Origin of the sequence: Streptomyces sp. NPDC046805, assembly GCF_040645355.1 — a bacterium.
Lineage (GTDB): Bacteria > Actinomycetota > Actinomycetes > Streptomycetales > Streptomycetaceae > Streptomyces.
Window position 1 is genome coordinate 107,074 of sequence record NZ_JBEYYC010000023.1, and the last position, 21,879, is coordinate 128,952.

A 21,879-nucleotide genomic window follows, 5' to 3' on the forward strand; every position below is an offset into this window, starting at 1 on the left:
GCACAACGTGAAGGACTCGCATGGTTGATCTGAACGACGTCGACGGCAATGACGACGTCGACGGCAATGACGACGGCAACGGCAACGGCGGTGGGCGGCGTCCGGCCGCCGAGGCCATCGAGCGGGGCGGCGGCGGGCTCAGCGTCACCGGCCTGCTGGCCAAGGTACGGACGGCGCGCACGGCGGCGGCCCCCGCTGCGGCTGCCCACGACGTGGACGGGCTGGCCCGGACCATCGCCGCCGTGGCAGGCCGCCACCTGGCCGCCGGGGAGCTGGCGGTCGACGGCGACTTCTTCGAGGCAGGGGGCACGTCCGTCCACGCGGTCGAACTCATCGCGGACTTGGAGGGCGAACTGGCCATCGAGATCGACCTGGACGACGTCTTCGCGGACGCCCGCCCGCTCAGCCTGGCCCGCCGCTGGCTGCCGCACGTCACAGCGGCCGCCGGGTCGGCCGGCCCGAGGGCCGCGGATCCGCCGGTGGCGGTATCCGATGGTGCGCGGGGCCTGGTGACTCGCGAACGGCCCCACCAGGAGGACCGCTCCCGGGCCACGTCGGAAGACCTCGACCGGATCCTCGCCGACCTCGTGCTGGCCGATCGACTGCCCTTCACGGACGTGCCCGAGCCGCTGCCGCCCCGCCGCATCCTGCTCACCGGGGCGACCGGCTTCCTGGGCGGTCACCTGCTGCTCGACCTGTTGCGGCACACGGACGCGCACGTCGTCTGCCTGGTCCGCGCGGCCGACGAGGACGCGGCGACCGCCCGGCTCGGCGAGCGGTTGCGCAGCTTCCGGCTGCCGTGGTCGTCCGAGATCCGCCGCCGGGTGACCGTGCTCCCCGGCGACATCCGCCACCCGCGTCTCGGCCTGTCCGACGAGGTGTGGCACACCCTCGCCCACGAGCTCGACAGCATCGTCGGCGTGGCGGCGGCGGTGGACTTCCTGCGCGGCTACCAGTCGTTGCGCGCCAGTAACGTCCTCGGCACGCTGACCCTGGCCGAGCTCGCGGCGACCGGCCGCCCCAAGCCACTGCACCACGTCTCCTCGATCGCGGTGTTCAACGAGGTCGGCATCACCTCCATGGGCGAGGACGATCCCCTGGCCCACGTCGACCGGCTCGTCTCCGGCTACGACCAGAGCAAGTGGGCCGCCGAAGTCGCACTGCGCCGCGCCCGCGACCACGGTTTGGTGGTGACGGCCCTGCGCCCCGGGGGCATCGCGGGCCACACCAGGACCGGCGCCCACAATCCGCTCGACCTCGGCAGCGGCCTGATCTCGGCCTTCGGCCGCTTCCGCACCGTACCGGCGTTCCGCCACCTGAACGCGGCCCCGGTGGACTGGGTGAGCCGGGTCGCGGCCGCCGTCGTGCGCGAGCCCGACGCGTGGGGCTTCGACTACCACCTGACCGGAGTGCCCAGCACCCGCGACGACGTCGTACGGGACATGGCGCTCGGCGGCATGCCCGTGCGCGTGCAGGGCTGGGACGAGTGGCGCACGGACACCCTGTCCCGTCTCGACGCCGACCCCGTCCCCGAACTCGCCTTCCTGGGCAGGGTGCTGCGCAGCCCCACCGCCCTCAAGCTGTGCGAGGCCACGCTGCACGGACCGGCGGCCGAGGGCGAGCGCACCGCGGCCCTCGTCGCGGCCCTCGGCCTGCCGCCCGCCACCCGCTACGACGCCCAGGCGCAACTGAGGACCTTCGAGAAGCTCGCCGACGACGGCCTGGCCCGGCTCCCCGGCAGGGGCGACCAGCCCTACCTGTGGTTCTCCGAGACGACCGAGGGAGCCGTGGGCCCGGCAGACGGCGCCGCCGACACACGGACACCCTGCTCGATGGCGCTCACCCTCTCTATCGCGAGCATGTACCAGCTGGTCAGGGAGCGGCGGATCGACGTCACCGGCGAGGTGACGTGCCCGGCGATCCATCCCGCGCCGCTGACCGTCGAGTCCGGCGATGTATGGGTACGGCCCGAGGAGGGCATCCCGGAGCAACACGGTCTGCGGCATCAACTGCTCCGCTACCGACTGGAGTTGCGCGATGTGGGCGGCGGCAGGTGGTGGCTGGAGGGACGCAAGCACGCCCGTGCGCGCCGGGACCTGTGGCGGCAGACCCGCACCCTCACCGTCGAGATCGGCCGCGCGGGCGAGCCCGCGCGCCTGTTCGGCGAGGTCGTCGTGCCCGCCGGCTCCTACGTCCGCGACCAGATCGACGGCATCAAGGTCGACCCGCGCCTGACCGACCGGGAGCGGCGGGCCGCCAAGCTGACGTGGCTCGCCTGGTTCGGGCGGGAGATCGGCCGCGGCCTGCTCGGCCCGTTCGCCCGGGCGGCCGCGGACCTCCTCGACCTGCGCCGTAGCGCGCCCACTCCCACGCCCACTCCCACGCCCACTCCCACCACGGAGCGCCATCCATGATGTTCAGGGCCAGCAACTCCCGGACGAACAAGCAGGGTTCGGCGCTCCGGGCAGTCCGCACCACCGCGACCCTGCGCCCCCTACGGCACCGGCTCGCCCCGGCGGCCGTCGAGGAGATCCCGTTCCGTACCAGCGACGGTGTCCGACTCGGCCTGACCCGCGTCGGCACCAACGGCACTGATGACGGCGCCGGCCGCCCCGCCGTGCTGCTCCTGCACGGGCACACCGCGTCCGCCGACATGTTCCTGCTGCCCGAGACCCGCAACCTCGTCGACGTCCTGCTCGACAACGGCTACGAGCCCTGGCTGCTGGACTGGCGGGGCAGCTGCCGGCTCCCGTACAACGAGACGGGACACCGCTACACGTACGACGACGTGGCCCTGTACGACATCCCCGAGGCCGTTGCCCGTGTCCGCCAACGCATCGCAGACCGGCCGCTGTTCGTGGTCGCCCACTGCATCGGCTCGCTCGCGCTGTCACTGAGCATGACGGCCGGACTGGTGCCCGGCCTCGCGGGCGTGGTGTCCCAGGGCGTGTTCCTGACCCCCAAACTCGCCGGCCGGACCTCGCTGCGCATGACGGTGGCGGGAGAGCTGCTGAGGACCCGGATCGACCACATCCCGGTCGACTTCCGCAAGGTGGGCCTCCGGTCGCGGTACACCCCGCTGTTCGCCCTGGCCGCCCGCAACGCCGACTGCCCGGACCCCACCTGCCAGATCCTGCGCAACTCCGCCTGGGGGACGGGCGCTTCGCTGTTCGTGCACGGGAACCTGTCCGACGCGACCCACGAGCGGCTCGCCGAACTCCTCGGCCCCGCCCCGCTGTGGATCCTGCCGCACCTGCGCCGGATCGAACTGGCCCGCACCGTCGTGCGCTGGCACGACACCGACCACCGCTACCGGGCGCTGCCGCCCAACGCGCTGGACGCGGCGGCCCGCATCGACACTCCCGTGCTGCTCCTCGCGGGCAGCGAGAACGGACTGTGGCTGGACTCGCAGCGGCTCTGCCACGACGTACTGGCGCGCCGGCAGCCGCAGTTGGACGTGACGTACACCGAGATCCCCGGCTACGGACACCTCGACACGTTCCTGGGCCGGGGTGCCGCCCTCGACGTGTTCGGCCACATCCTCGACTTCCTCGACTCCCTCCGTGCGCGACGGTGACGGAGGGTGGCGCACCCGGTACCGTACCGGTCAGTAACCGGACCGCGCCTCAGGAGGCCTCATGCCGCAACTCGATCTCGACGGCGCAGCGTTGGCGTACGACGACGAAGGCCCCCGCGACGGAGGCGGGGTGCCCCTGGTGTTCATCCACGGCTGGACGGCCGACCGGCACCGCTGGGACCACCAGATGGCACACTTCGCCGACACGCGCCGGGTGATCAGGCTGGACCTGCGCGGGCACGGGGAGAGCAGCGGGGCGGGCGTGCGCACGATCGAGGAACTGGCGCGGGACGTGCTCGCCCTGCTCGACCACCTGAAGATCGACCGCTGCGTCCTCGTCGGTCACTCCATGGGCGGGATGATCTCCCAGACCATCGCGCTCGCCCACCCCGAACGGGTCGAGCGCATGGTCCTGGTCGACTCCATCAGCCGCATGACCTACAGCCGGGGCCGGGCTCTGCTGATGGCCGCCTCGACCCTCGTCCCCTTCAAGCTGTTCGTCGCCGCCAACATCCAGCGCGCCTTCGCGCCCGGCTACCCACGCGAGGAGATAAGGGAGTACATCCGGGCCTCGGCGGACACCCCGCGCGAGGTCGTCATGACGCTGTACGGCGCCATGCGGGCCTTCGACGTCCTCGACCGGGTCGGCGAGATCCGCATCCCCACTCTGCTGGTCCACGGGTACCACGACATCCAACTGCCGGTGCGGCAGATGCTCCGGATGGCCAAGGCCTACCCGGACGCGGTGGTCCGCATCATCGACGCGGGCCATGAACTGCCGGTGGAGAAGCCGGCCGAGCTGACCGAGGCGGTGGACCGCTTCGTGTCGTGACTCAGCCGGTCCCCACGGTGGACTCGCTCCCGCAGGAGCTTCCGTTGGCCGGAAGGGAGCCGTACAGCAGGAAGTCGTCGACCTTGCGGTGCACGCACTTGGACGACTCGTAGCCGGTGTGGCCGGGCCCCTTGTTGTCGAGCACCACGGCCGACGGACCGAGCCGCGCGGCCGTCTCCTCGGTCCAGCGGTACGGCGTGGCGGGGTCGCCGCGTGTCCCGACGAGCAGGATCTTCGGCGTGTCGAGGTTCTTGACCTGCTCGCGGATGAAGTCGGTGCCTCTCGGGCGGCCGTAGCACATCAGCGTCTGCGTCAGCCGGTACTGCCCGAAGACCGGCGACGCCTGCTCGTACGCGGCACGCAGCCGGTCCATGTTCTGGGTGAGCCGTGCGGCGCCGGCGCGGTCCGGGTCGTCCGCGCAGTTGACCGCCATCAGCGCGGCCGCGAGGTTGTCGGGTGGGACGTCGTCCTGGCTGACGAGTCCGCCGCCGGGCCCCTGGCCGGTGGGCAGCGCCGTGCGACCGGGGACGGTTGTGAGGGCGGAAGGCGCTGTGCGGCTGGGCGCCGGTGTGCGAGCGCCGGTCGCCGAGGGCGTCGTGCCGCCGGGGGGCGCGATGCCACCGGGCAGCGCCATGCCGTTGGCCGCGAAGATCTCCACCCCGCGTGTGTCCCCGTCCTCGATCAGCTGGGCCACGGCCCGTTCGAGCGTCGGCCACAGTTTCTCGCTGTACAGACCCTGCCCGATGGAGCCCACCAGGTCCTGACCGGTGAAGCTGCCGCCGAACGCGCTGGACACCGGATCCTTGTCGAGCGAGTGCACCAGGTGGACGACCTGCTCCCCGGCGCGGCGCCGGTCCTGCCCGAACGGGCAGGCGAGGTCCTTGACGCACCAGTCCAGGAAGTCGTCCAGCGCGGTCTGCTGCGCCTCGGCGCCCGTCAGTCCCTGCTCGGACAGCGGTTCGGTCAGGCTGTCCACCCCGTCCAGCGTCATGCGGCCCACCTTGCCGGGGAACTGGGCCGCGTAGACCGCGCCGAGCCGGGTGCCGTAGGAGAACCCGAGGTAGTTCAGCTTCTTGTCGCCGAGGGCCTGGCGGATGACGTCCAGGTCGCGGGAGACGTTCACGGTGCCTATGTGGGCCAGGACGGACCCGGAGTGCGCGGTGCACTCGGCAGCGACCTTCCGCAGCTCCTTCAGGACCGCCTGCGGGTCCCTGGTGTCGAGCTTTCCGGTGTCCTGCTGCTGCGGGGCGGGGGCGCCGCCGGGGCTGTCGCCGCATCGGACGGGCGAGGACCGGCCCACGCCGCGCGGATCGAAGGTGACCACGTCGTAGCCGTTGGTCAGACCCAGGTAGTCCTTGGGGGCGGAGGCGAGCGTGCTGATGCCTGCGACGCCCGGGCCGCCGAAGTTCAGCAGTACGGAGCCCTGCGACTTCCCCGTGGCCTGGTACCGGGCCAGTGCGATGTCGAGGGTGCCCGAGGCGGGCCTGGCGTAGTCGAGTGGGACCGTCACCTTTCCGCACTGCAGGTCCTTGGACTTTCCGGTGCCCTCGCAGGCCGACCAGGAGACCTTCTGGCGGTAGAAGCGGGACAGGTCGGGCTGGGCCGGAGCCGCGACGGCCGTGGGCAGGCCCGCCGCCAGCAGGGCCAGCGTGACGGCTCCGGCGGCCGCACAGCGTCGGACAGCGGGCCGCATGGACAGCTTGGCCAGCATCGATGCCTCCAGGGACGCGCCGCAGCGGACCGGGGACAGCGCCCTCGATCACCTTATGCGGGCCCCGGCGAGCACGCCTCCGGAGGCGGGGGGGCCGGGTGGGACTCCTCGGAGAGCGGTCGATGAGAGGCCGACGGCCGGAAGGCGGCGGACGGAGGCGGAGGGCGGTGGATGTGACCGGAGGTCGGCGGACCGCCGCCGGGCAGGCGGCGAGTGTTCGACAGCTTTGCGATCGGTTCGATATCCACGCCACTCGATGGGGTGAAAGGCAGATTGGCCATAACTCGGATGGGTGGCCTGCGTTTTATCCGGTGCGGGCGAGTGCCCGCGACCATGTTCTGGAAGGCAGGGAACCTATGAGACGGGTTACCCGAAACGGTGTGATCGCCGTCGCCGCCGCCTCGGGCGCGATGGCCATCACGATGCCGGCTCAGGCCGATTCCTCCGCGATCGGCTCAGCGGCCGGTTCGCCCGGGGTGATCTCCGGCAACACCGTCCAGCTCCCGGTGCACGCGCCGGTGAACGTGTGCGGGAACACCGTGAACGTGGTGGGACTCCTCAATCCCACCGCGGGCAACAGCTGCACCAACGAGGGCGCGGGTGCCGGCAGCGGCGTGGCCGCGTCCTCCGGCGGGGCGGCAACGTCGTCCACTGGCGGCGTGGCCGCGTCCTCCGGTGGGGCGGCTACGTCCTCCGGTGGGGCGGCCGTGTCCTCCGGTGGGGCGGCCGCGCAGAGCGGCACCACGGATTCACCGGGCGTGCTCTCCGGCAACGGCATTCAGCTCCCGGTGGACCTGCCGGTGAACGTGAGCGGCAACGGTGTGAACGTGGTCGGCATCGGCAATGCCGTCACGGGCAACCAGTCCGTGAACACCTCCGGCGGCCACCCGGCGATCCCCACCCCGCAGCCGTCCGCGCCGCCCAGGGCGTACCCGACCCCCACCCCGCCCCGCGCCGTCGCGCCGCCGATCGGGGTCTCCCTCGCCCACACAGGGGCCGACCTGACCGGGCCCGCCGTCGCCGGGAGCGCCGCGCTGCTGGTGACCGGGGTCGCTCTCTACCGACGGTTCAACCCGAGGCGCGAGCGCTGACCCGGGGCCCCGCGCCCCACACGCAAGTCCCCACCGGACACCTCACCACCGGTGGGGACTTCGCCGTAAGACGCAGGTCAAGGGCCTTACGCAATAACCCGTTCGAGAAGGAACGGGTGAAGTAGCCTCCTGGGGAGCCTTGTTGAAGATCGCCGCGCGGCCGCTCGGCACCCCACGGAATGGAGCGCACCGATGACCTCTCCGGCCCCCCAGGACCTCGTCGTCACGCAGGCCACCCTCGAGGACTGGCCGGTGATCAGCGGCTGGGCGGTGGACGAGGGCTGGAACCCCGGGCTGTCGGACGGCCCCGCCTTCTTCGCCCAGGACCCGGACGGCTTCTTCCTCGGCCGGATCGACGGGGAACCGGTGTCGGCCATATCGGTCGTCAACTACGGCCCCGACTATGCCTTCCTGGGCTGCTATCTGGTCCGCCCCGACCTGCGCGGCCACGGCCACGGCATCACCACCTGGAAGACCGCCCTGGCCCATGCCGGAAACCGCACCATCGGCCTCGACGGAGTGGTGGCCCAGCAGGACAAATACCGCCAGTCCGGCTTCGAACTCGCCCACCGCACCGCCCGGTTCACGGGAGCCGCCCCCGAGGCCGACGTTCCGGCCGGCGTACGTCCCGCCCGTCCCGCCGACCTGGGCGCCATCACGGCGTACGACAGCTCCTGCTACCCGGCCGACCGCCCGCGCTTCCTCGCCGAGTGGCTGAACGGAACCGAACACCGGGCCTTCGTGCGCCACGACGGCGACCGCGTCACCGGCTACGGCGTGATCCGCCCCGGCCACGACACCCTCCGCATCGGCCCCCTGTTCGCGGACAGCGCCGACGACGCGCGCGCCCTGTTCGCCGCCCTCTGCGCGGAGGCCGCCGGACGCGAGGTCGCGATCGACGTGCCCGAGACGAGCGCCGCGGGTATCGCACTGGCCGAAGAGGCGGGATTCGCCCCCTCGTTCGAGACGGCCCGCATGTACACGGGCCCGGTACGGCAGCACGCCCAGGAGCGCGTCTTCGGCGTCACCACACTCGAACTCGGCTGATCCGCACGGCCGTGGGGCGGACCGGCCGCCGCCGACCGCCTCGGAACGATCCCGATGCCGCCGGTCGCTTCGCGGGCACGATGCGCTCGGGCGTGTGCGCGTTCTTGACGCATGCCGTCCGAAGCCAGTAAGGCTCCTTGACTGAATCGATTGAAGCGTGCGTTCCGCGTGTCAGGAGTCGGCATGTCCGTTGACGTGCTCCGTGGCCTAAAGGCCGGGGATTCCGGCCTGGGTCGTGTGACCCTTCCGGGGGCTTCCTGCTTCAGCGTGCTGTGCCGGGGCTTTCGTCCGGGTCTTACCGGCAGTTCGAAGAGGACGTTGCGTGCTGCGTTGTGGTCGCGGTCGTGCATGGCGCCGCACTGGCTGCACGTCCACTCGCGGACGTGCAAGGGTTTGGGTCCGTCGCGGAATCCGCAGGCCGAGCAGACCTGGGAGGACGGGAAGGCCCGGTCCACCGTGGCGAAGGTGCGGCCGTGCTTGGCCGCCTTGTACTCGAGCATGCCGACGAACGCGGACCATCCCGCGTCGTGCACGGACTTGGCGAGCCGGGTGCGGCCGAGACCGGCCACCGCGAGGTCTTCCACGTACACCGCTTGGTTGTCGCGGATGATCTGCGTGGAAGCCTTGTGGTGGAAGTCCCGGCGCCGGTCCGCCACCCTGGCGTGCTGACGTGCCACCTTGATACGGGCCTTGGCCCGGTTCTTCGACCCCTTCTGCTTGCGGGACAACTCCCGCTGAAGGCACCGGAGTTTCTTCTCCGCCCGGCGCAGGAAGCGGGGGCTGTCGATCTTCCGGCCGTCGGACAGCACCGCGAACGCGGACAGGCCCAGGTCGATACCGGCGTCGGTCTCCGCCTCCGGGAGGATGTCCGGTGCGGTGTCGACGACGAAGCTGAGGAAGTACCGGCCCGCACTGTCCTTGGTGACGGTCAGGGACGTGGGTGTGACGGGAAGCCGGCGCGACCACTTGACCTTGAGGTTGCCGACTTTGGCCACGTATACCGTGCCGTTGTCCTGGACGCTGAAGGCGTTGGTGTTGAGGCGGACCGATTGCCGGGTGTCCTTCTTCGACTTGTAGCGGGGAGGGCCGACCTTGCGGCCCTGCCGCTTGCCCTTGAGGCTGTCGAAGAAGTTCTTGTAGGCGGTGTCGAGGTTTCGAAGGGACTGTTGCAGGACGACCGCTGACACGTCCGCGAGCCGGGCGCGTTCCTCGGTGCGCTTGGCCTGGGTGATACGCAGCCGCGACAACTCCGCCGACTTCACATACGGCAGCCCCGCTGCGTGCGCTTCTCTCCGGTCGCGCAGGCAGTCGTTCCACACCACGCGGGCGCACCCGAACGCCTGGGCCAGCGCACGGCGCTGGGTGGCATCCGGGTAGGCCCGAAAGTTGTAGCGGAGCTGCATAACCACCTCCCTATCGGGTACGCCGACGAGAACTCGCCGGGCCGCCACCCCATCGAGTGGTCCCTGGCGTGGCTCGCCCTGGGCTGCGTGGCGTTCCTGGTGTGGGCGCGGCTGGAGAGGGTGTGGCCGTTCGGGGAGAAGGAGATCAGCGAGGAGTACGCGGCCGTGCAGGACCCGGACGACACCAAGCCCGCCGTAGGTACCTGACACCGGCCGCCCCTCGGCACCTGACACCAGCTCGACCTCGGCATCTGGCACCCGCAGTGGCACGGCGCTGCGCGTACACGTTGACATGCAAGCGATTGCCTGCATAACGTTGAGTGTGCGATCAGACGACGACTCCGGGATGGACAAGGTCTTCAAGGCGCTGGCCGACGAGACGCGCAGACGGTTGCTCGACCGGCTGCACGAACACAACGGGCAGACGCTGGGCGAGCTGTGCGGGCGCATCGCGATGACGCGCCAGTCGGTGACGCAGCACCTGGCCGTCCTGGAGTCGGCGAATCTGGTCAGCACGGTGCGGCGGGGGCGGGAAAAGCTGCACTACCTCAACCCCGTGCCGCTCCACGAGATGCAGGAGCGGTGGATCGACAAGTTCGAGCGCCCGCGCCTGCGCGCGCTCGGCGCCGTGAAGCGACGAGCCGAGGAAGCCATGACCGACAAGCCGAGTTTCGTGTACGTCACCTACATCGCGAGCACGCCCGAGAAGGTCTGGGAGGCACTCACCGATGCCGACCTGACCGCCGCCTACTGGGGTCACCGCAACGTCTCCGACTGGAAGCCCGGCTCCCGCTGGGAGCACGTGCGCACCGACGGCTCGGGCATCGCCGACGTGGTCGGCACCGTCGTCGAGAGCGAGCCCCCGACCCGCCTGGTCACGACCTGGGCCGCCCCTGAGGACGAGGGGAAGGAGGACCGGTACTCGCGGGTCACGTACGACATCCGCCCGCACGAGGACATCGTCCGCCTGACGGTCACCCACGAGGACCTCAAGGACGAGGGCGAGCGCTCCGACGTGTCGCAGGGCTGGGCGGCGGTGCTCTCCAACCTCAAGTCGATGCTCGAGACCGGCAGCCCGCTCCCGCAGGCGCCGTGGCAGATGCCGGGGCGCTGACCCGCCTCGTCGGGATGCCCGTGCCGCGTAAACGGTGACGGCCCTTCCGTTCTATCTCAACTGTTTGTGTCAACTCCCTTGTTGTGCAAGGGAGTTGACTTTTCTTCGCCCTTGACTGGTTCAGACCAAGGCGGTTGGGTGTGGCTTCGTCCCGTCCATCGCGGCCGATTCCGCGACCAGAAAGGGCATCCCGCATGCGTACCCCCCACGCCCTGCTCGCCACGACCTCCGCGCTCGCCGCGGTGCTCGTGCCGACCCCGGCCCACGCCGCCACGCCGGTCCCGGCGGCCGGCTCGTACTACGTCCAGAGCGCCGTGACCGGCCTCAACGCCTCGGACGACCGGGGAGCGGTGGAGCAGCACAGACCCCGCGGCGACGAGGACCACCAGCGGTGGAATCTCCGGGCGAACGGATCCTCGTCCGGGTCGTACGTCCTCGAGAGCGTCGACACGGCGGGCAGTTGTCTCGGCCGCTCAGGCGGTCAGGCCCGCACCGTCGCCTGCACCGGCTCCGACGCCGCCTGGGAGATCAGCCCCGTCGGCGACGACGAGTACACCCTCAAGGCCCCCGGCTCGGATGACTACTTGACGTCGGCGAACAAGCCCTCCGGCGCCAACTACCCGGACCAACTGGCCGTCGGCGGGCCGGGCAGCCTCGCCGCCTGGTACCTCACCCCGGTCAGTCCCACCACCCTTCCGATGCCGCCGCAGGACCAACGGACCCTGGACCAGGTCACGTTCCTCACCGCCCACAACGCCTATGCCAACGGAGTGGACGGCGGCTTCGCCCCGCCCTTCGTGAACTTCTTCCCCAACCAGTCCCGCGGCATCGATCGACAGCTGGCCGACGGCGTCCGCGGGTTCATGCTGGACATCCATCAGACCCCGGACGGGGCGATCCTGTGCCACGACAGCTGCACGCTGGTCAGCAGGCCCGTGGCGCTGTGGGTGGACGTGCAGCGGATGGTGGACTTCCTCAAGACCCATCCCGACCAGGTGGTCACCGTCTTCCTGGAGGACTACGTCGATCCCGGTGTCCTGCGCTCCGAACTCGCCCGTGTCGGCGGCCTGTCCGACGTGCTCTACCGCCCCGACCGGGAGGGTGTACGCGAGCACGGGTGGCCGAAGATGGCCGACCTCGTCGCCGCCGGCCACCGCCTGCTGATCTTCAGCGACCACAGCCGCGCCGTCGACGAGTCGGCCGGGCTGACGCGGGACAGCTTCGGCGTGATGTACCAGAGGGAGTGGACCGTCGAGAACTACTGGTCCATGGGGCCGGGCGCCGGTTCCTCCGACTGGTCCTGCTACAGCCGCTGGTACGACGCGGGCACCAACACCCCGCTGACGCGCACCGAGACCGGCTTCCGGCCGTTGTTCGTCATGAACCACTTCCGCGATGCCACGGTCGCCGCCACGGCGCAGACGGACAACACCAAACTCGCCGACCGCGCCCGGCGGTTCTGCCAGCCGGCCGCCCGCAAGAAGCCCAACTTCCTGGCCGTGGACCGGTACGACCTCGGCGACCCGATGGCGGCCGTCGACGCCCTCGACACGTACATATATCCGTAAACGGGCGTACGGGTGCCGCGGCTCGTCCGCCGTAGGGACCAGGGCGGAGGCAGGGGCCAGGGTGGAGGCGGAAGGCGGCTGTCGCGCGGGCGCCCGCCGGAAGGATCCGGTCCCCCCGGACGCGGCGAACCCTGCGGTCGCGCTCGGCGCCCCTTTCATAATGGGGTGCGGGCGCAGCCGTAGGGCTGCGCCCCGGCTGACTACAATCGCGTAGACGGTCTACCGAACTGTGGACGAGGACGGGGTGAGAAACGTTCCCATGAGCGACCCGAAGGATGAACGCCGACCGGCCGGCGAGCTCGAAGCGAGCGTCATGGGCGCCCTCTGGGCCGCCGGCGGCCCCCAGACGCCCGGGCAGGTGCAGCTCAGCCTGGGCGCGGGCCTCGCGCGCACCACGGTGACGACGATCCTGTCCCGCCTGCACGAGAAGGGGATCGTCGGCCGGCGGCGCGAGGGCCGCGGGTTCGCCTACTTCCCGGTCCAGGACGCCCAGGGGCTCACCGCGCGCCGGATGCACACCGAGCTCGACCGCGACGCCGACCGCGAGACGGTGCTCGCGCGCTTCGTCGCCCAGCTCAGCGCGGACGACGAGCGCGTCCTGCGCGACCTGCTGGAACCCGGTGACTGAATGATCGCCCTGCTGCTCCTGCCGCTCGTGCTGCCGCTGGCCATGCCCGCGCTGGCCCGGCGCACCCTCGCCCGGCTCGCGCCCGCCGCCGCGCTGTGGGTGATCACCGTCGCGGTCGTGGTCCTCGCGGGCTGCTCGCTGGCCGCGCTCGGCGCGTTCGTCCTGACCGGGCTGCTCCAGCTGCCGCTCTTCGCCGCGCTCGGTGAGCTCGTCCACCCGCTGCACACGGCTTCCGACCTGTTCGTCGTCCCGGCGGCCGCCCTCTCCGTCGGCGTGCTCGCCGTGTGCGCCGGGACACTGCTCCGCTCGGTCCTGCGTCAGACCCGTGCCTTCCGGGCGGCGCGCACGGAAGCCGGGCGCGGGCCCGCCGCGGGCGACCTGTGCGTGGTCGACTCGCCACGCCCCGACGCGTACGCGCTGCCCGGTCGCCCGCATCGCATCGTCGTCACGACCGCCATGCTGCGCAGCCTGGACGCGGCCGAGCGGGAGGCGCTGTTCGCGCACGAGCGGGCGCACAACGGCGGTGGTCACCACTACTTCCTGGCGGCGGCCGAACTCGCCGCGCACTGCCATCCCGCGCTGCGCCCGGTCCGCGAGACCATCCGGCTCGCGGCCGAGCGCGCCGCCGACGAGGCCGCCGCCGACGCCGTCGGCGATCGGCGACTGACAGCCCGGGCCATCGCTCGCGCCGCCCTCGCCGGCCAGGCCGCCCGCTCCGAGCGCCCGGACTTCGCCCCCGCCGCGACGACCGGGCCCGTCCCCGAGCGCGTCCGGGCGCTCCTGTCCGCGCCCGCCGCTTCGCGTCGCGCCGCGCCCTGGATCGCGGTCCTGCTGGTCGCGTGCGCGGGTGTCTCCTGCGTCGCCTCGGCGACCGGGATGATCGACTTCCATCACCGGGTCGAGGTGGCGCAGGGCGAGGAGAGCCGCTGAGCGGGCGCTGCCCGCCGGGGTCGACGTAACCGCACGTGAGGTGCCTTCAGGGGTGAGTGGCGCCGACGGGGTTTTACGTATAACCTCACGCGCTACCACCTCCACGGAAAGGCCCCGATGAGACGCGTCGCCCTGGTCACCCTCGTCGTCGACGACTACGACGAGGCGCTCCGCTTCTACACCGAGGCCCTCGGTTTCCGGCTCGTCGAGGACGCTCCTCGGCCCGACGGCTCGCGCTGGGTCGTGGTCGAGCCGGGCCCGGAGGGGCAGGGCACCGGACTGCTCCTCGCCCGCGCGAAGGACGAGGGCCAGCGCGCCCGCGTCGGCGACCAGACCGGCGGCCGGGTCGGGTTCTTCCTGCACACCGACGACTTCGCCCGCGACCACGCCCGGATGCGTGCCGCCGGCGTGACCTTCCTGGAGGAGCCCCGCCACGAGCCGTACGGCACCGTCGCGGTCTTCCAGGACCTGTACGGCAACCGCTGGGACCTGCTCCAGCCAGCCACCGCCTGACTCACCCCCCCCGTCACCGCGCCACCTGCCGAGGAACCGCCGTATGACCGCGCCCCGCATCGACACCGACCCCCTCCGCCGGCTCCCCAAGGCCGTGCTGCACGACCACCTCGACGGCGGCCTGCGCCCCGCCACGGTCATCGAGCTCGCCGCGACGGTCGGCCACACCCTGCCCACCACCGACCCCGACGAGCTGGCCGCCTGGTACGTCGAGGCCGCGGGCTCCGGTGACCTCGTGCGCTACATCGGCACCTTCGAGCACACCCTCGCCGTCATGCAGTCCCGCGAGGGCCTGCTGCGCACGGCCGAGGAGTACGTTCTCGACCTCGCCGCCGACGGTGTCGTCTACGCCGAGGTGCGCTACGCCCCCGAGCTGATGGTCCGGGGCGGGCTGACCCTGAACGAGGTCGTCGAGACCGTGCAGGAGGGCCTGGCGGCCGGTATGGCCAAGGCGGCCGCCGTCGGCACCCCCGTCCGCGCCGGCACCATCCTCTGCGGGATGCGGATGTTCGACCGCTGCCGCGAGATCGCCGAGCTGACCGTCGCCTACCGCGACGCCGGAGTCGTCGGCTACGACATCGCCGGCGCCGAGGACGGCTTCCCGCCCGCCGACCACCTCGCCGCCTTCGAGCACCTGCGCGGCGAGAGCATGCCGTTCACCATCCACGCCGGTGAGGCGCACGGCCTGCCCAGCATCCACCAGGCGCTGCAGGTGTGCGGCGCCCAGCGCATCGGCCACGGTGTGCGCATCACCGAGGACATCGCGGGCGACAAGCTCGGCCCTCTCGCGGCCTGGGTGCGCGACCGCCGGATCGCCCTGGAGATGTGCCCGACGTCCAACCTCCAGACCGGCTGCGCCACTTCGATCGCCGAGCACCCGATCACGGCCCTGAAGGACCTGGGCTTCCGGGTCACCCTCAACACCGACAACCGTCTGGTCTCGGGGACGACGATGACCCGGGAGATGTCCCTGCTGGTCGAGGAGGCGGGCTGGACGGTCGAGGATCTGCGCACGGTCACGGTGAACGCCGTCAAGAGCGCGTTCATCCCGTTCGACGAACGAGGCGCCCTCATCGAGGACGTGATCCTGCCCGGTTACGCGGCCGCGCTCTGAAGCAGCCCCCGCAGATAGGCGGCCTGTCCGGCGTGCTGAAGGTCGTCGGACAGGACGCTGACCAGCCGTACGCCCAGGCTGACCGGGGGGTCCCAGCGCTCGTCCACGACGCGTTCGAGGTCCTTGGCCGCGAGGTTCCGCAGCACCCCGAGGGTCTGCTCGTGCACCGCGTCGTAGTACCCGGTCAGCAGGTCGGCCGAGTCGACCCGCACCTTGGCGACCTTCGCGGGGCTGTGCCCGTAACCCGTGTCGTGGCGCGGCAGGTCCAGCCCGAACCGTTTCTCCCAGTCCTGTGACAGCCACACCTGGTCGAGGTCGAAGGCGTCGGCGATGTGGTCGTCCTGGACCCGGGTGAGATGCCACACCAGCCAGGCGATGGAGTTGGCGTCGGGCACCGGGCGGGCATGGAGCTCGTCCGGTCCGAGGCCGTCGAGGGCGGCATGGACTTCTTCCCGGATGCGGCCGTAGCCGTCGATGAGGATGTCCCGTGCGTGCATACGACCACCATGGCGCATCCCCGTCCGTCATGCGCCCGGAATCCGGCACCCCCCGGTCTCCAGCAGGCTCAGCAGCGCCCGTGCCGCCGGGCTGGTGGCCCGCGCGGGCGGAAGCAGGGCGACCGTCTCGTACTCCGCCTCGCCCGTGTCCTTGAGAGGGAGCGCCGAGAGGGATGCCCGCTTGTGGCGGAAGTGCCGGGGTACGGCGGCGATCCCGAGGTTCTCGTCGACCAGGTCCAGCAGGCCGTGTACGTCGTTCACCTCCAGGGCGACCGTGCGGCGCACCCCGGCCGCGGCGAAGGCGGCGTCGGTGATGCGGCGCGGACCCCAGTCGGGGTGGAAGTCGACGAAGACCTCGTCGGCGAGGTCGTCCGGGGTGACGGGCTCCCCGGCGACGGCGAGCCGATGGCTCGGGTGGCACAGCACGGTCATCGGCTCGCTCGTCAGCCCCACCGAGCGCAGCTGGTCGGTGTCGTCCTGCGTCCGGTAGGCGAAGGCCAGGTCGAGCCGCCCGGCCGCGACCTCCTCGGCGAGTGCGCCCGAACCCGCCTGCCGCAGCCGGATCTCCACGTCCGGATGCCGCCGCCGGAACGCGGCCAGCAGCCCCGCCACGTGCACCCCGGCGATGCACTGCTCGGTGCCCAGCGCCAGCGTCCCGCGCACCACGCCCTGCACCGCCGCGACCGCCTCGTGCGCGGCCCGCACCTGCGCCAGGATGCGCTCCGCCTCGGCCAGCAGCGCCCGCCCCGCCTCGGTCAGCGTCACCCGCCGGGTGGTGCGCACGAACAGCGGGGCCCGCAGCTCCCGCTCCAGCGCCCGGATCGAGGCCGACAGCCCCGACTGGGACACCAGCAGCCGCTCGGCGGCCCGGGTGAAGTGCTGGTCCTCGGCGACGGCGACGAAGTGCCTCAGCTGGCGCAGTTCCATGATTGAGAAGCGTATCCGCTGAATTCCATCGGATTCTTCTGTTGGACCGCTGCATGCGGCCCAGGGAAGAGTGGCATCGGTAGATCGTGTGCCAACCCTCAGGAGTCGCGTTGTACACCGCACACCCCGACCGCTACGCCGACATGCCCTACCGGCGCACCGGACGCAGTGGCCTCAAGCTTCCGGCCCTGTCGCTCGGCCTGTGGCACAACTTCGGCCCGGACCGCCCGGTCGAGACCCAGCGGGCCATCCTGCGCCGCGCCTTCGACCTCGGCGTCACCCACTTCGACCTGGCCAACAACTACGGCCCGCCGCCCGGCGCCGCCGAGTCCGCCCTCGGCGAGGCCCTCGCGGCGGACTTCGCGCCCTACCGCGACGAACTGGTCATCTCCACCAAGGCCGGCTACCTCATGTGGCCCGGCCCGTACGGCGAATGGGGCTCGCGCAAGTACCTGCTGTCGTCGCTCGACCAGAGCCTGAAGCGGATGGGCCTGGACTACGTCGACATCTTCTACTCGCACCGGCCGGACCCGGAGACTCCGCTGGAGGAGACGATGGGCGCCCTGCACTCGGCGGTCCAGCAGGGCAAGGCGCTCTACGTCGGCGTCTCCAACTACTCGGCGGAGCAGACCCGTGAGGCCGCCCGCATCCTCGGCGAGCTGGGCACCCCGCTCCTCATCCACCAGCCGCGCTACTCCATGCTCGACCGCCGCCCCGAGGAAGAGGGCCTCCTGGACGCCCTCGACGAGCTCCAGGTCGGCTCCATCGCCTACTCCCCGCTGGAGCAGGGCCTGCTCACCGGCCGCTATCTCGACGGCATCCCCGAGGGCTCCCGCGCGGCGAGCGACAGCCCCTTCCTCACCTCCGACGCGGTGACCGAGGAGCTGGTGGGCAGGCTGCGTGCCTTGGACGAGGTCGCCAAGGGCCGCGGCCAGACGCTGGCCCAACTGGCCCTGGCCTGGGTGCTGCGCGGCGGCCGGGTGACCTCGGCCCTCGTCGGTGCGAGCAGCGCGCGGCAGATCGAGGACAGCGTCGCGGCGACCCGCCAACTGGACTTCGACGCCGAGGAGTTGGCGAGGATCGACGCGATCGTCGGCATCGCCCGCTAGCCGCGAGCGCATAGCGCTGTGGACCGTGGAGCGCACCTGTGTGGTGCGCGGCATGGCGGTCTCAGCTCAAGGGGTTGGGGGGAGCGTAAGTCCGGTGCCGTCCGCGGGGGTTCCCGGCGGGCGGCACCGGTCTTGAGCCCTGCGCGTCGGCCCACACGTCGATGCGGCCGGGCTGGTGACCGGACCAGTACGTCTTGCCCTCGTTGTCGTAGATCTTGGCCTAGTACGGGGTGAGGAACGTGTAGGCGCCGGTCACCGACACCGCGCGCTGCGGGGCCAGGACCGCCGAGGCATCGTCCGACGGCGTGGAACTCTCCCTTCGCGCGGAAATCCAGAAATGGCCGCAGCGAGACATGGTGAATTCGTCCCACCCGAGGCCGCTGTTCCGGAATTACCCGATTCTTCCGCCGAGTGCGGCCTGCCGTGAGCATCCCGCTTGATTCTTCCCTGGTCAAGGCGTCAAGAATCGGGGTGTGCGGGTTGTTCGTGTGCACTCGATGGATGGTTGGGTCGGCGGCGATAAAGGTGGTCGAATATTGTATAAAGCCGTGCTGTTTTTCTCGGACGCACGCGACAAGCGGTTGATTGAATTCCGAGTGGAATTTCTTGCTGCGTGAATCCATTTGCGGAATGGAGCCGCCGTCCGCGGCCCAGGCCGCGCCGACCGCCCCCGTGTGGGCCTGCGGCTGGGTGGCGTTCCCTCGGGTAAGAGCGGTGGCCGGATTCGGGCCCCGCGGCTGTCGCATTCAGGCCATCAAGAGCGCCGAATATGCCAAGAGAGTGGCCGGAAACTAATGGTGACAGTGTTTCAAGGGTGAAGATACTCGAAAGAAAGGGGGCCTTCACCGCACGGGGTTGCACGGAAGCCTTCATCGCACAGGAGCCGCACGGAAGGCGATGACCGGCCGCGGTCGAACAGGAAAGCGAGTATCGGCCGCAGACCGGCAACACGACGGGGGAGTGATGATCGTGCACGACGAATTCCTGTGCCATGTCACCGCGTACGGCACCTGCGACGGCCGGCGTATCGGCGTACCGCTCGGCACCTACCGCGCGCCCACCCTCGCGCTCGCGCTCTGGTGGTTACGGGACCGGGCGTCCTGGATCGCCGAACGGCTCGATCCGCGCCCGGAGAACGAGGTCTTCCCGTCCGGCTCGCTCGTGCCCGTCGCGGACGACGTACCCGACGTGCCCGCGGTGCTGCGCGCCTGGTGTGCCGACGTGGCCCGACAGGAGCGCGTGGCCGAGGAGCTCGCGGACGGACGGCTGGTGCGGGTCGCAGCCGGCGACGACACCACCGAGTACGAGCTGCTCGCGGAGTCCGTCGACGCCTTGCGCATGCAGCGGACCATCCCCGGGCTCTTCCTCCCCGTCGCCTGACGTCCGGCGCCCACCGCCTGACACGGGTCGCTCACCCCCGGAGCCGGTCGGCGCACAGCTGGGCGAATCGGTAGAATTCTGGCCATGGCGGAGCGGTCGGTCGCCCCGGCGGCGCCCGAGCTCGTGCTGGAGACCGACATGGGCTCCACGCTGATGAGTCCGGGCCGTGACTACCACGTCGGACGCGACCCGTTGAGTGACATCGTGCTCGACGATGCCCGGGTCTCGTGGCACCACGCGGTGCTGCGGCCCGATGACGGCCACTGGCTACTCGAGGACGAGCACAGCACCAACGGCACCTACACCGACGGCCGCCGCATCCACGAATCGGACGTCGGCCCGGGCAGCGTCATCCGCTTCGGCAACCCCTCCGACGGGCCCCGCGCCGTCCTGGCCAGCCGCCCCGCGCCCGACCCGGAACGCCCGACCAGCGTCTCGATGCCGGCCCTGACCGGAACCTTCCGGCAGCCCACCACCGTACGGCCGCTGCCCCAGCGCACCGTCCGGATCGGCCGGGCCGCCGACAGCGACCTGGTCATCGACGACCTGATCGTCTCGCGGCGGCACGCCGAGCTGTGCCGGCACGCGGACGGCACGTACGAGATCGCCGACCTCGGCAGCCACAACGGCACGTTCCTCAACGGTCAGCCCGTCACCCGCGCCCCGATCGGACCCGGCGACATCGTCGGCATCGGACACTCCGCGTTCTGCCTCGTCGGCGACGAACTGCAGGAGTACGTCGACACCGGCGAGGTCTCCCTCGACGTGCAGGACCTCACGGTCACCGTCGACCGCGGCCGCAAGGTCCTCCTCGACCACGTGTCCTTCCCGGTGCGGGAGAAGTGCCTGCTCGCGGTGGTCGGTCCCAGCGGGGCCGGCAAGTCCACGCTCCTCGGCGCCCTGACGGGACAGCGGCCCGCCGAGCACGGCACCGTGCTGTACGACGGCCGGGACCTCTACCGCGAATACGCCGAACTGCGCCAGCGCATCGGCCTGGTCCCGCAGGACGACATCCTGCACGTCCAGCTGACCGTGCACAGCGCCCTCGGCTACGCCGCCGAACTGCGCTTCCCCGAGGACACCGAGAAGGCCGAGCGCCGGAACCGGGTCGAGGAGGTGGTCCGCGAACTGGGCCTGTGGGAGCGGGTCCGGCAGCCCGTGCACAGCCTCTCGGGCGGGCAGCGCAAACGCGTCAGCGTGGCGCTGGAACTGCTCACCAAGCCCTCCCTGCTCTTCCTCGACGAGCCGACCTCCGGTCTCGACCCCGGCATGGAGCACTCGGTGATGCACATGCTGCGCGGCCTCGCCGACGACGGCCGCACCGGCCGTACCGTCATCGTCGTCACCCACAGTGTGCTCAGCCTCGACGTCTGCGACCGGCTGCTCGTGCTCGCGCCGGGCGGGAGGGTCGCCTACTACGGTCCGCCCGACGAGGCCCTCCAGTTCTTCGGCTTCGAACGGTGGCCGCAGGCCTTCGAGGCGTTCGAGAAGGACCGTGATCACGACTGGGCCGGCGAGTACCGGAACTCGTCGTACCACCAGAAGTACGTCGTGAACTCCACCGCGCAGCCGCGTACGCCGCGCGCCGGACCGGTCGCCGCGGCCCCGCCGCCCCGACCCCGCAGCTGGGGCGCCCAGTTCAGCACCCTGGTGCGCCGCTACACGGCCGCGCTCAGCGCCGACCGCATCTTCCTCGCCACCATCATCGGGCTGCCGTTCGTCATGGGCGCGATGGCCCGGGCGGTCGCCGGCGGCAGCCTCAGCCCGCAGACCGCGATGAACACGCTGCTCACCCTGTGCGTGGGCGGCGTGCTGACAGGTACCGCCAACGCCGTGCGCGAGCTGGTGAAGGAACGCGTGATCTACCAACGGGAGCGGGCCGTCGGCCTGCCCAGATCGGCGTACCTGCTGTCGAAGGTGGTCGTCCTCGGCGCGATCACCGTGCTGCAGGCCGTGGTGCTCACCCTCGTCGGCCTGCTCGGCGTCGACCTCCACGCCCCCGGCGGCAAGGGCGTCCTGATGCCGCCGCTGGTCGAACTCACCCTCGCCGTCGCCCTGCTCGCCTTCGCCTCGATGCTGCTCGGCCTCGTGGTCTCGGCGGTGGTGCGCAAGGAGGAGGTGACGATGCCGCTCCTGGTGCTGCTCACCGTCGTCCAGGTCGTCTTCTGCGGAGCCCTGCTGAAGCTGCACGGCGTGCCCGGCCTCGACCAGCTGTCCTGGCTGGTGCCCTCGCGGTGGGGCCTGGGCGCGATGGCCGGCACCGTCGACCTGGCCAAGATCGTGCCCGGGCCCCTGACCGCCGACCCGTTCTTCCGGCACTCGGCCGACGTGTGGCTGCGCAACATGAGCATGCTGGTCGTGCTGTCGTCCGTGTACTGCTTCGTGGTCTCCCGCGTGCTGCGCCTCTACGAACCCGCCGTGATGCGGAAGTAGGCCGT

General features: G+C 71.3%; 17 protein-coding genes and 2 pseudogenes. 15 read left to right on the forward strand and 4 right to left on the reverse strand.

The window, feature by feature from the left end:
* Positions 1-20 precede the first annotated feature (20 nt).
* The 3 genes from ABZ910_RS24110 to ABZ910_RS24120 all read left to right on the forward strand — a co-directional run bounded on the left by ABZ910_RS24110 (position 21) and on the right by ABZ910_RS24120 (position 4,409).
* Entirely contained in the window at positions 21-2,414 is a 2,394-nt protein-coding gene (locus ABZ910_RS24110; RefSeq protein ID WP_361368686.1) for a thioester reductase domain-containing protein, read from the forward strand.
* Positions 2,411-3,577 carry an alpha/beta fold hydrolase gene (locus ABZ910_RS24115; RefSeq protein WP_361368688.1) on the forward strand — a complete coding sequence of 389 codons (1,167 nt, stop codon included), beginning with the start codon at positions 2,411-2,413 and terminating at the stop codon, positions 3,575-3,577. The genes ABZ910_RS24110 and ABZ910_RS24115 overlap by 4 nt, the downstream gene beginning before the upstream one ends.
* Positions 3,578-3,638: 61 nt before the next feature.
* Complete coding sequence (locus ABZ910_RS24120; protein WP_361368690.1) at positions 3,639-4,409, forward strand: alpha/beta fold hydrolase; 771 nt, start codon at positions 3,639-3,641, stop codon at positions 4,407-4,409.
* A 1-nt stretch (position 4,410) separates the two neighbouring features.
* Here the strand turns inward: ABZ910_RS24120 and ABZ910_RS24125 are convergent, their stop codons facing one another.
* The gene (locus ABZ910_RS24125) at positions 4,411-6,120 is read right to left on the reverse strand and encodes an alpha/beta fold hydrolase (RefSeq protein ID WP_361368692.1); all 1,710 of its coding nucleotides are present in this window, start codon (positions 6,118-6,120) and stop codon (positions 4,411-4,413) included.
* 356 nt (positions 6,121-6,476) lie between these two features.
* Between ABZ910_RS24125 and ABZ910_RS24130 the strand changes: the two genes are divergently transcribed.
* Together ABZ910_RS24130 and ABZ910_RS24135 are read left to right on the forward strand one after the other, a co-directional pair.
* Complete coding sequence (locus tag ABZ910_RS24130; RefSeq protein ID WP_361368693.1) at positions 6,477-7,211, forward strand: chaplin; 735 nt, start codon at positions 6,477-6,479, stop codon at positions 7,209-7,211.
* A gap of 192 nt (positions 7,212-7,403) precedes the next feature.
* On the forward strand, positions 7,404-8,258 hold the full coding sequence (locus tag ABZ910_RS24135; protein ID WP_361368695.1) for a GNAT family N-acetyltransferase: 855 nt from the start codon (positions 7,404-7,406) through the stop codon (positions 8,256-8,258).
* A gap of 207 nt (positions 8,259-8,465) precedes the next feature.
* On the opposite strand, the pseudogene ABZ910_RS24140 reads toward ABZ910_RS24135, so the two are convergent.
* Positions 8,466-9,661 (reverse strand): annotated as a pseudogene (locus ABZ910_RS24140) (RNA-guided endonuclease TnpB family protein).
* A gap of 15 nt (positions 9,662-9,676) precedes the next feature.
* On the opposite strand from ABZ910_RS24140, the pseudogene ABZ910_RS24145 reads away from it, so the two are divergent.
* The 7 genes and pseudogenes from ABZ910_RS24145 to ABZ910_RS24175 all read left to right on the forward strand — a co-directional run.
* Positions 9,677-9,868, forward strand: a pseudogene (locus ABZ910_RS24145) (amino acid permease); the annotation flags it as partial.
* A 139-nt stretch (positions 9,869-10,007) separates the two neighbouring features.
* Positions 10,008-10,775: a metalloregulator ArsR/SmtB family transcription factor gene (locus tag ABZ910_RS24150; protein ID WP_361368734.1), complete on the forward strand. Its 768-nt coding sequence runs from the start codon at positions 10,008-10,010 to the stop codon at positions 10,773-10,775.
* A gap of 194 nt (positions 10,776-10,969) precedes the next feature.
* Positions 10,970-12,343 (forward strand): RICIN domain-containing protein, encoded by a 1,374-nt coding sequence (locus ABZ910_RS24155; protein ID WP_361368697.1) that lies wholly within the window; start codon positions 10,970-10,972, stop codon positions 12,341-12,343.
* Positions 12,344-12,602: 259 nt separating this feature from the next.
* Positions 12,603-12,971, forward strand: coding sequence for a BlaI/MecI/CopY family transcriptional regulator (locus ABZ910_RS24160; RefSeq protein WP_361368699.1), 369 nt, complete (start codon positions 12,603-12,605; stop codon positions 12,969-12,971).
* Positions 12,972-13,901, forward strand: coding sequence for a M48 family metalloprotease (locus tag ABZ910_RS24165; protein ID WP_361368701.1), 930 nt, complete (start codon positions 12,972-12,974; stop codon positions 13,899-13,901). It begins immediately after the preceding gene.
* A gap of 117 nt (positions 13,902-14,018) precedes the next feature.
* Entirely contained in the window at positions 14,019-14,414 is a 396-nt protein-coding gene (locus ABZ910_RS24170) for a VOC family protein (RefSeq protein ID WP_361368702.1), read from the forward strand.
* Positions 14,415-14,457: 43 nt separating this feature from the next.
* Positions 14,458-15,528, forward strand: a complete 1,071-nt coding sequence (locus tag ABZ910_RS24175) for an adenosine deaminase (protein ID WP_361368704.1) — start codon at positions 14,458-14,460, stop codon at positions 15,526-15,528.
* Here the strand turns inward: ABZ910_RS24175 and ABZ910_RS24180 are convergent.
* Positions 15,510-16,025, reverse strand: coding sequence for a DUF664 domain-containing protein (locus ABZ910_RS24180; RefSeq protein ID WP_361368705.1), 516 nt, complete (start codon positions 16,023-16,025; stop codon positions 15,510-15,512). The genes ABZ910_RS24175 and ABZ910_RS24180 overlap by 19 nt on opposite strands.
* A 27-nt stretch (positions 16,026-16,052) precedes the next feature.
* Complete coding sequence (locus ABZ910_RS24185) at positions 16,053-16,952, reverse strand: LysR substrate-binding domain-containing protein (RefSeq protein WP_361368706.1); 900 nt, start codon at positions 16,950-16,952, stop codon at positions 16,053-16,055.
* A 110-nt stretch (positions 16,953-17,062) separates the two neighbouring features.
* On the opposite strand from ABZ910_RS24185, the gene mgrA reads away from it, so the two are divergent.
* The 3 genes from mgrA (at position 17,063) to ABZ910_RS24200 (ending at position 21,874) form a co-directional block, all read left to right on the forward strand.
* Positions 17,063-18,061: an L-glyceraldehyde 3-phosphate reductase gene (mgrA, locus tag ABZ910_RS24190; RefSeq protein WP_361368708.1), complete on the forward strand. Its 999-nt coding sequence runs from the start codon at positions 17,063-17,065 to the stop codon at positions 18,059-18,061.
* 969 nt (positions 18,062-19,030) lie between these two features.
* Entirely contained in the window at positions 19,031-19,441 is a 411-nt protein-coding gene (locus tag ABZ910_RS24195; protein ID WP_361368710.1) for a hypothetical protein, read from the forward strand.
* A gap of 84 nt (positions 19,442-19,525) precedes the next feature.
* Positions 19,526-21,874, forward strand: a complete 2,349-nt coding sequence (locus ABZ910_RS24200; RefSeq protein ID WP_361368711.1) for an FHA domain-containing protein — start codon at positions 19,526-19,528, stop codon at positions 21,872-21,874.
* The last annotated feature ends 5 nt before the right edge of the window (positions 21,875-21,879 follow it).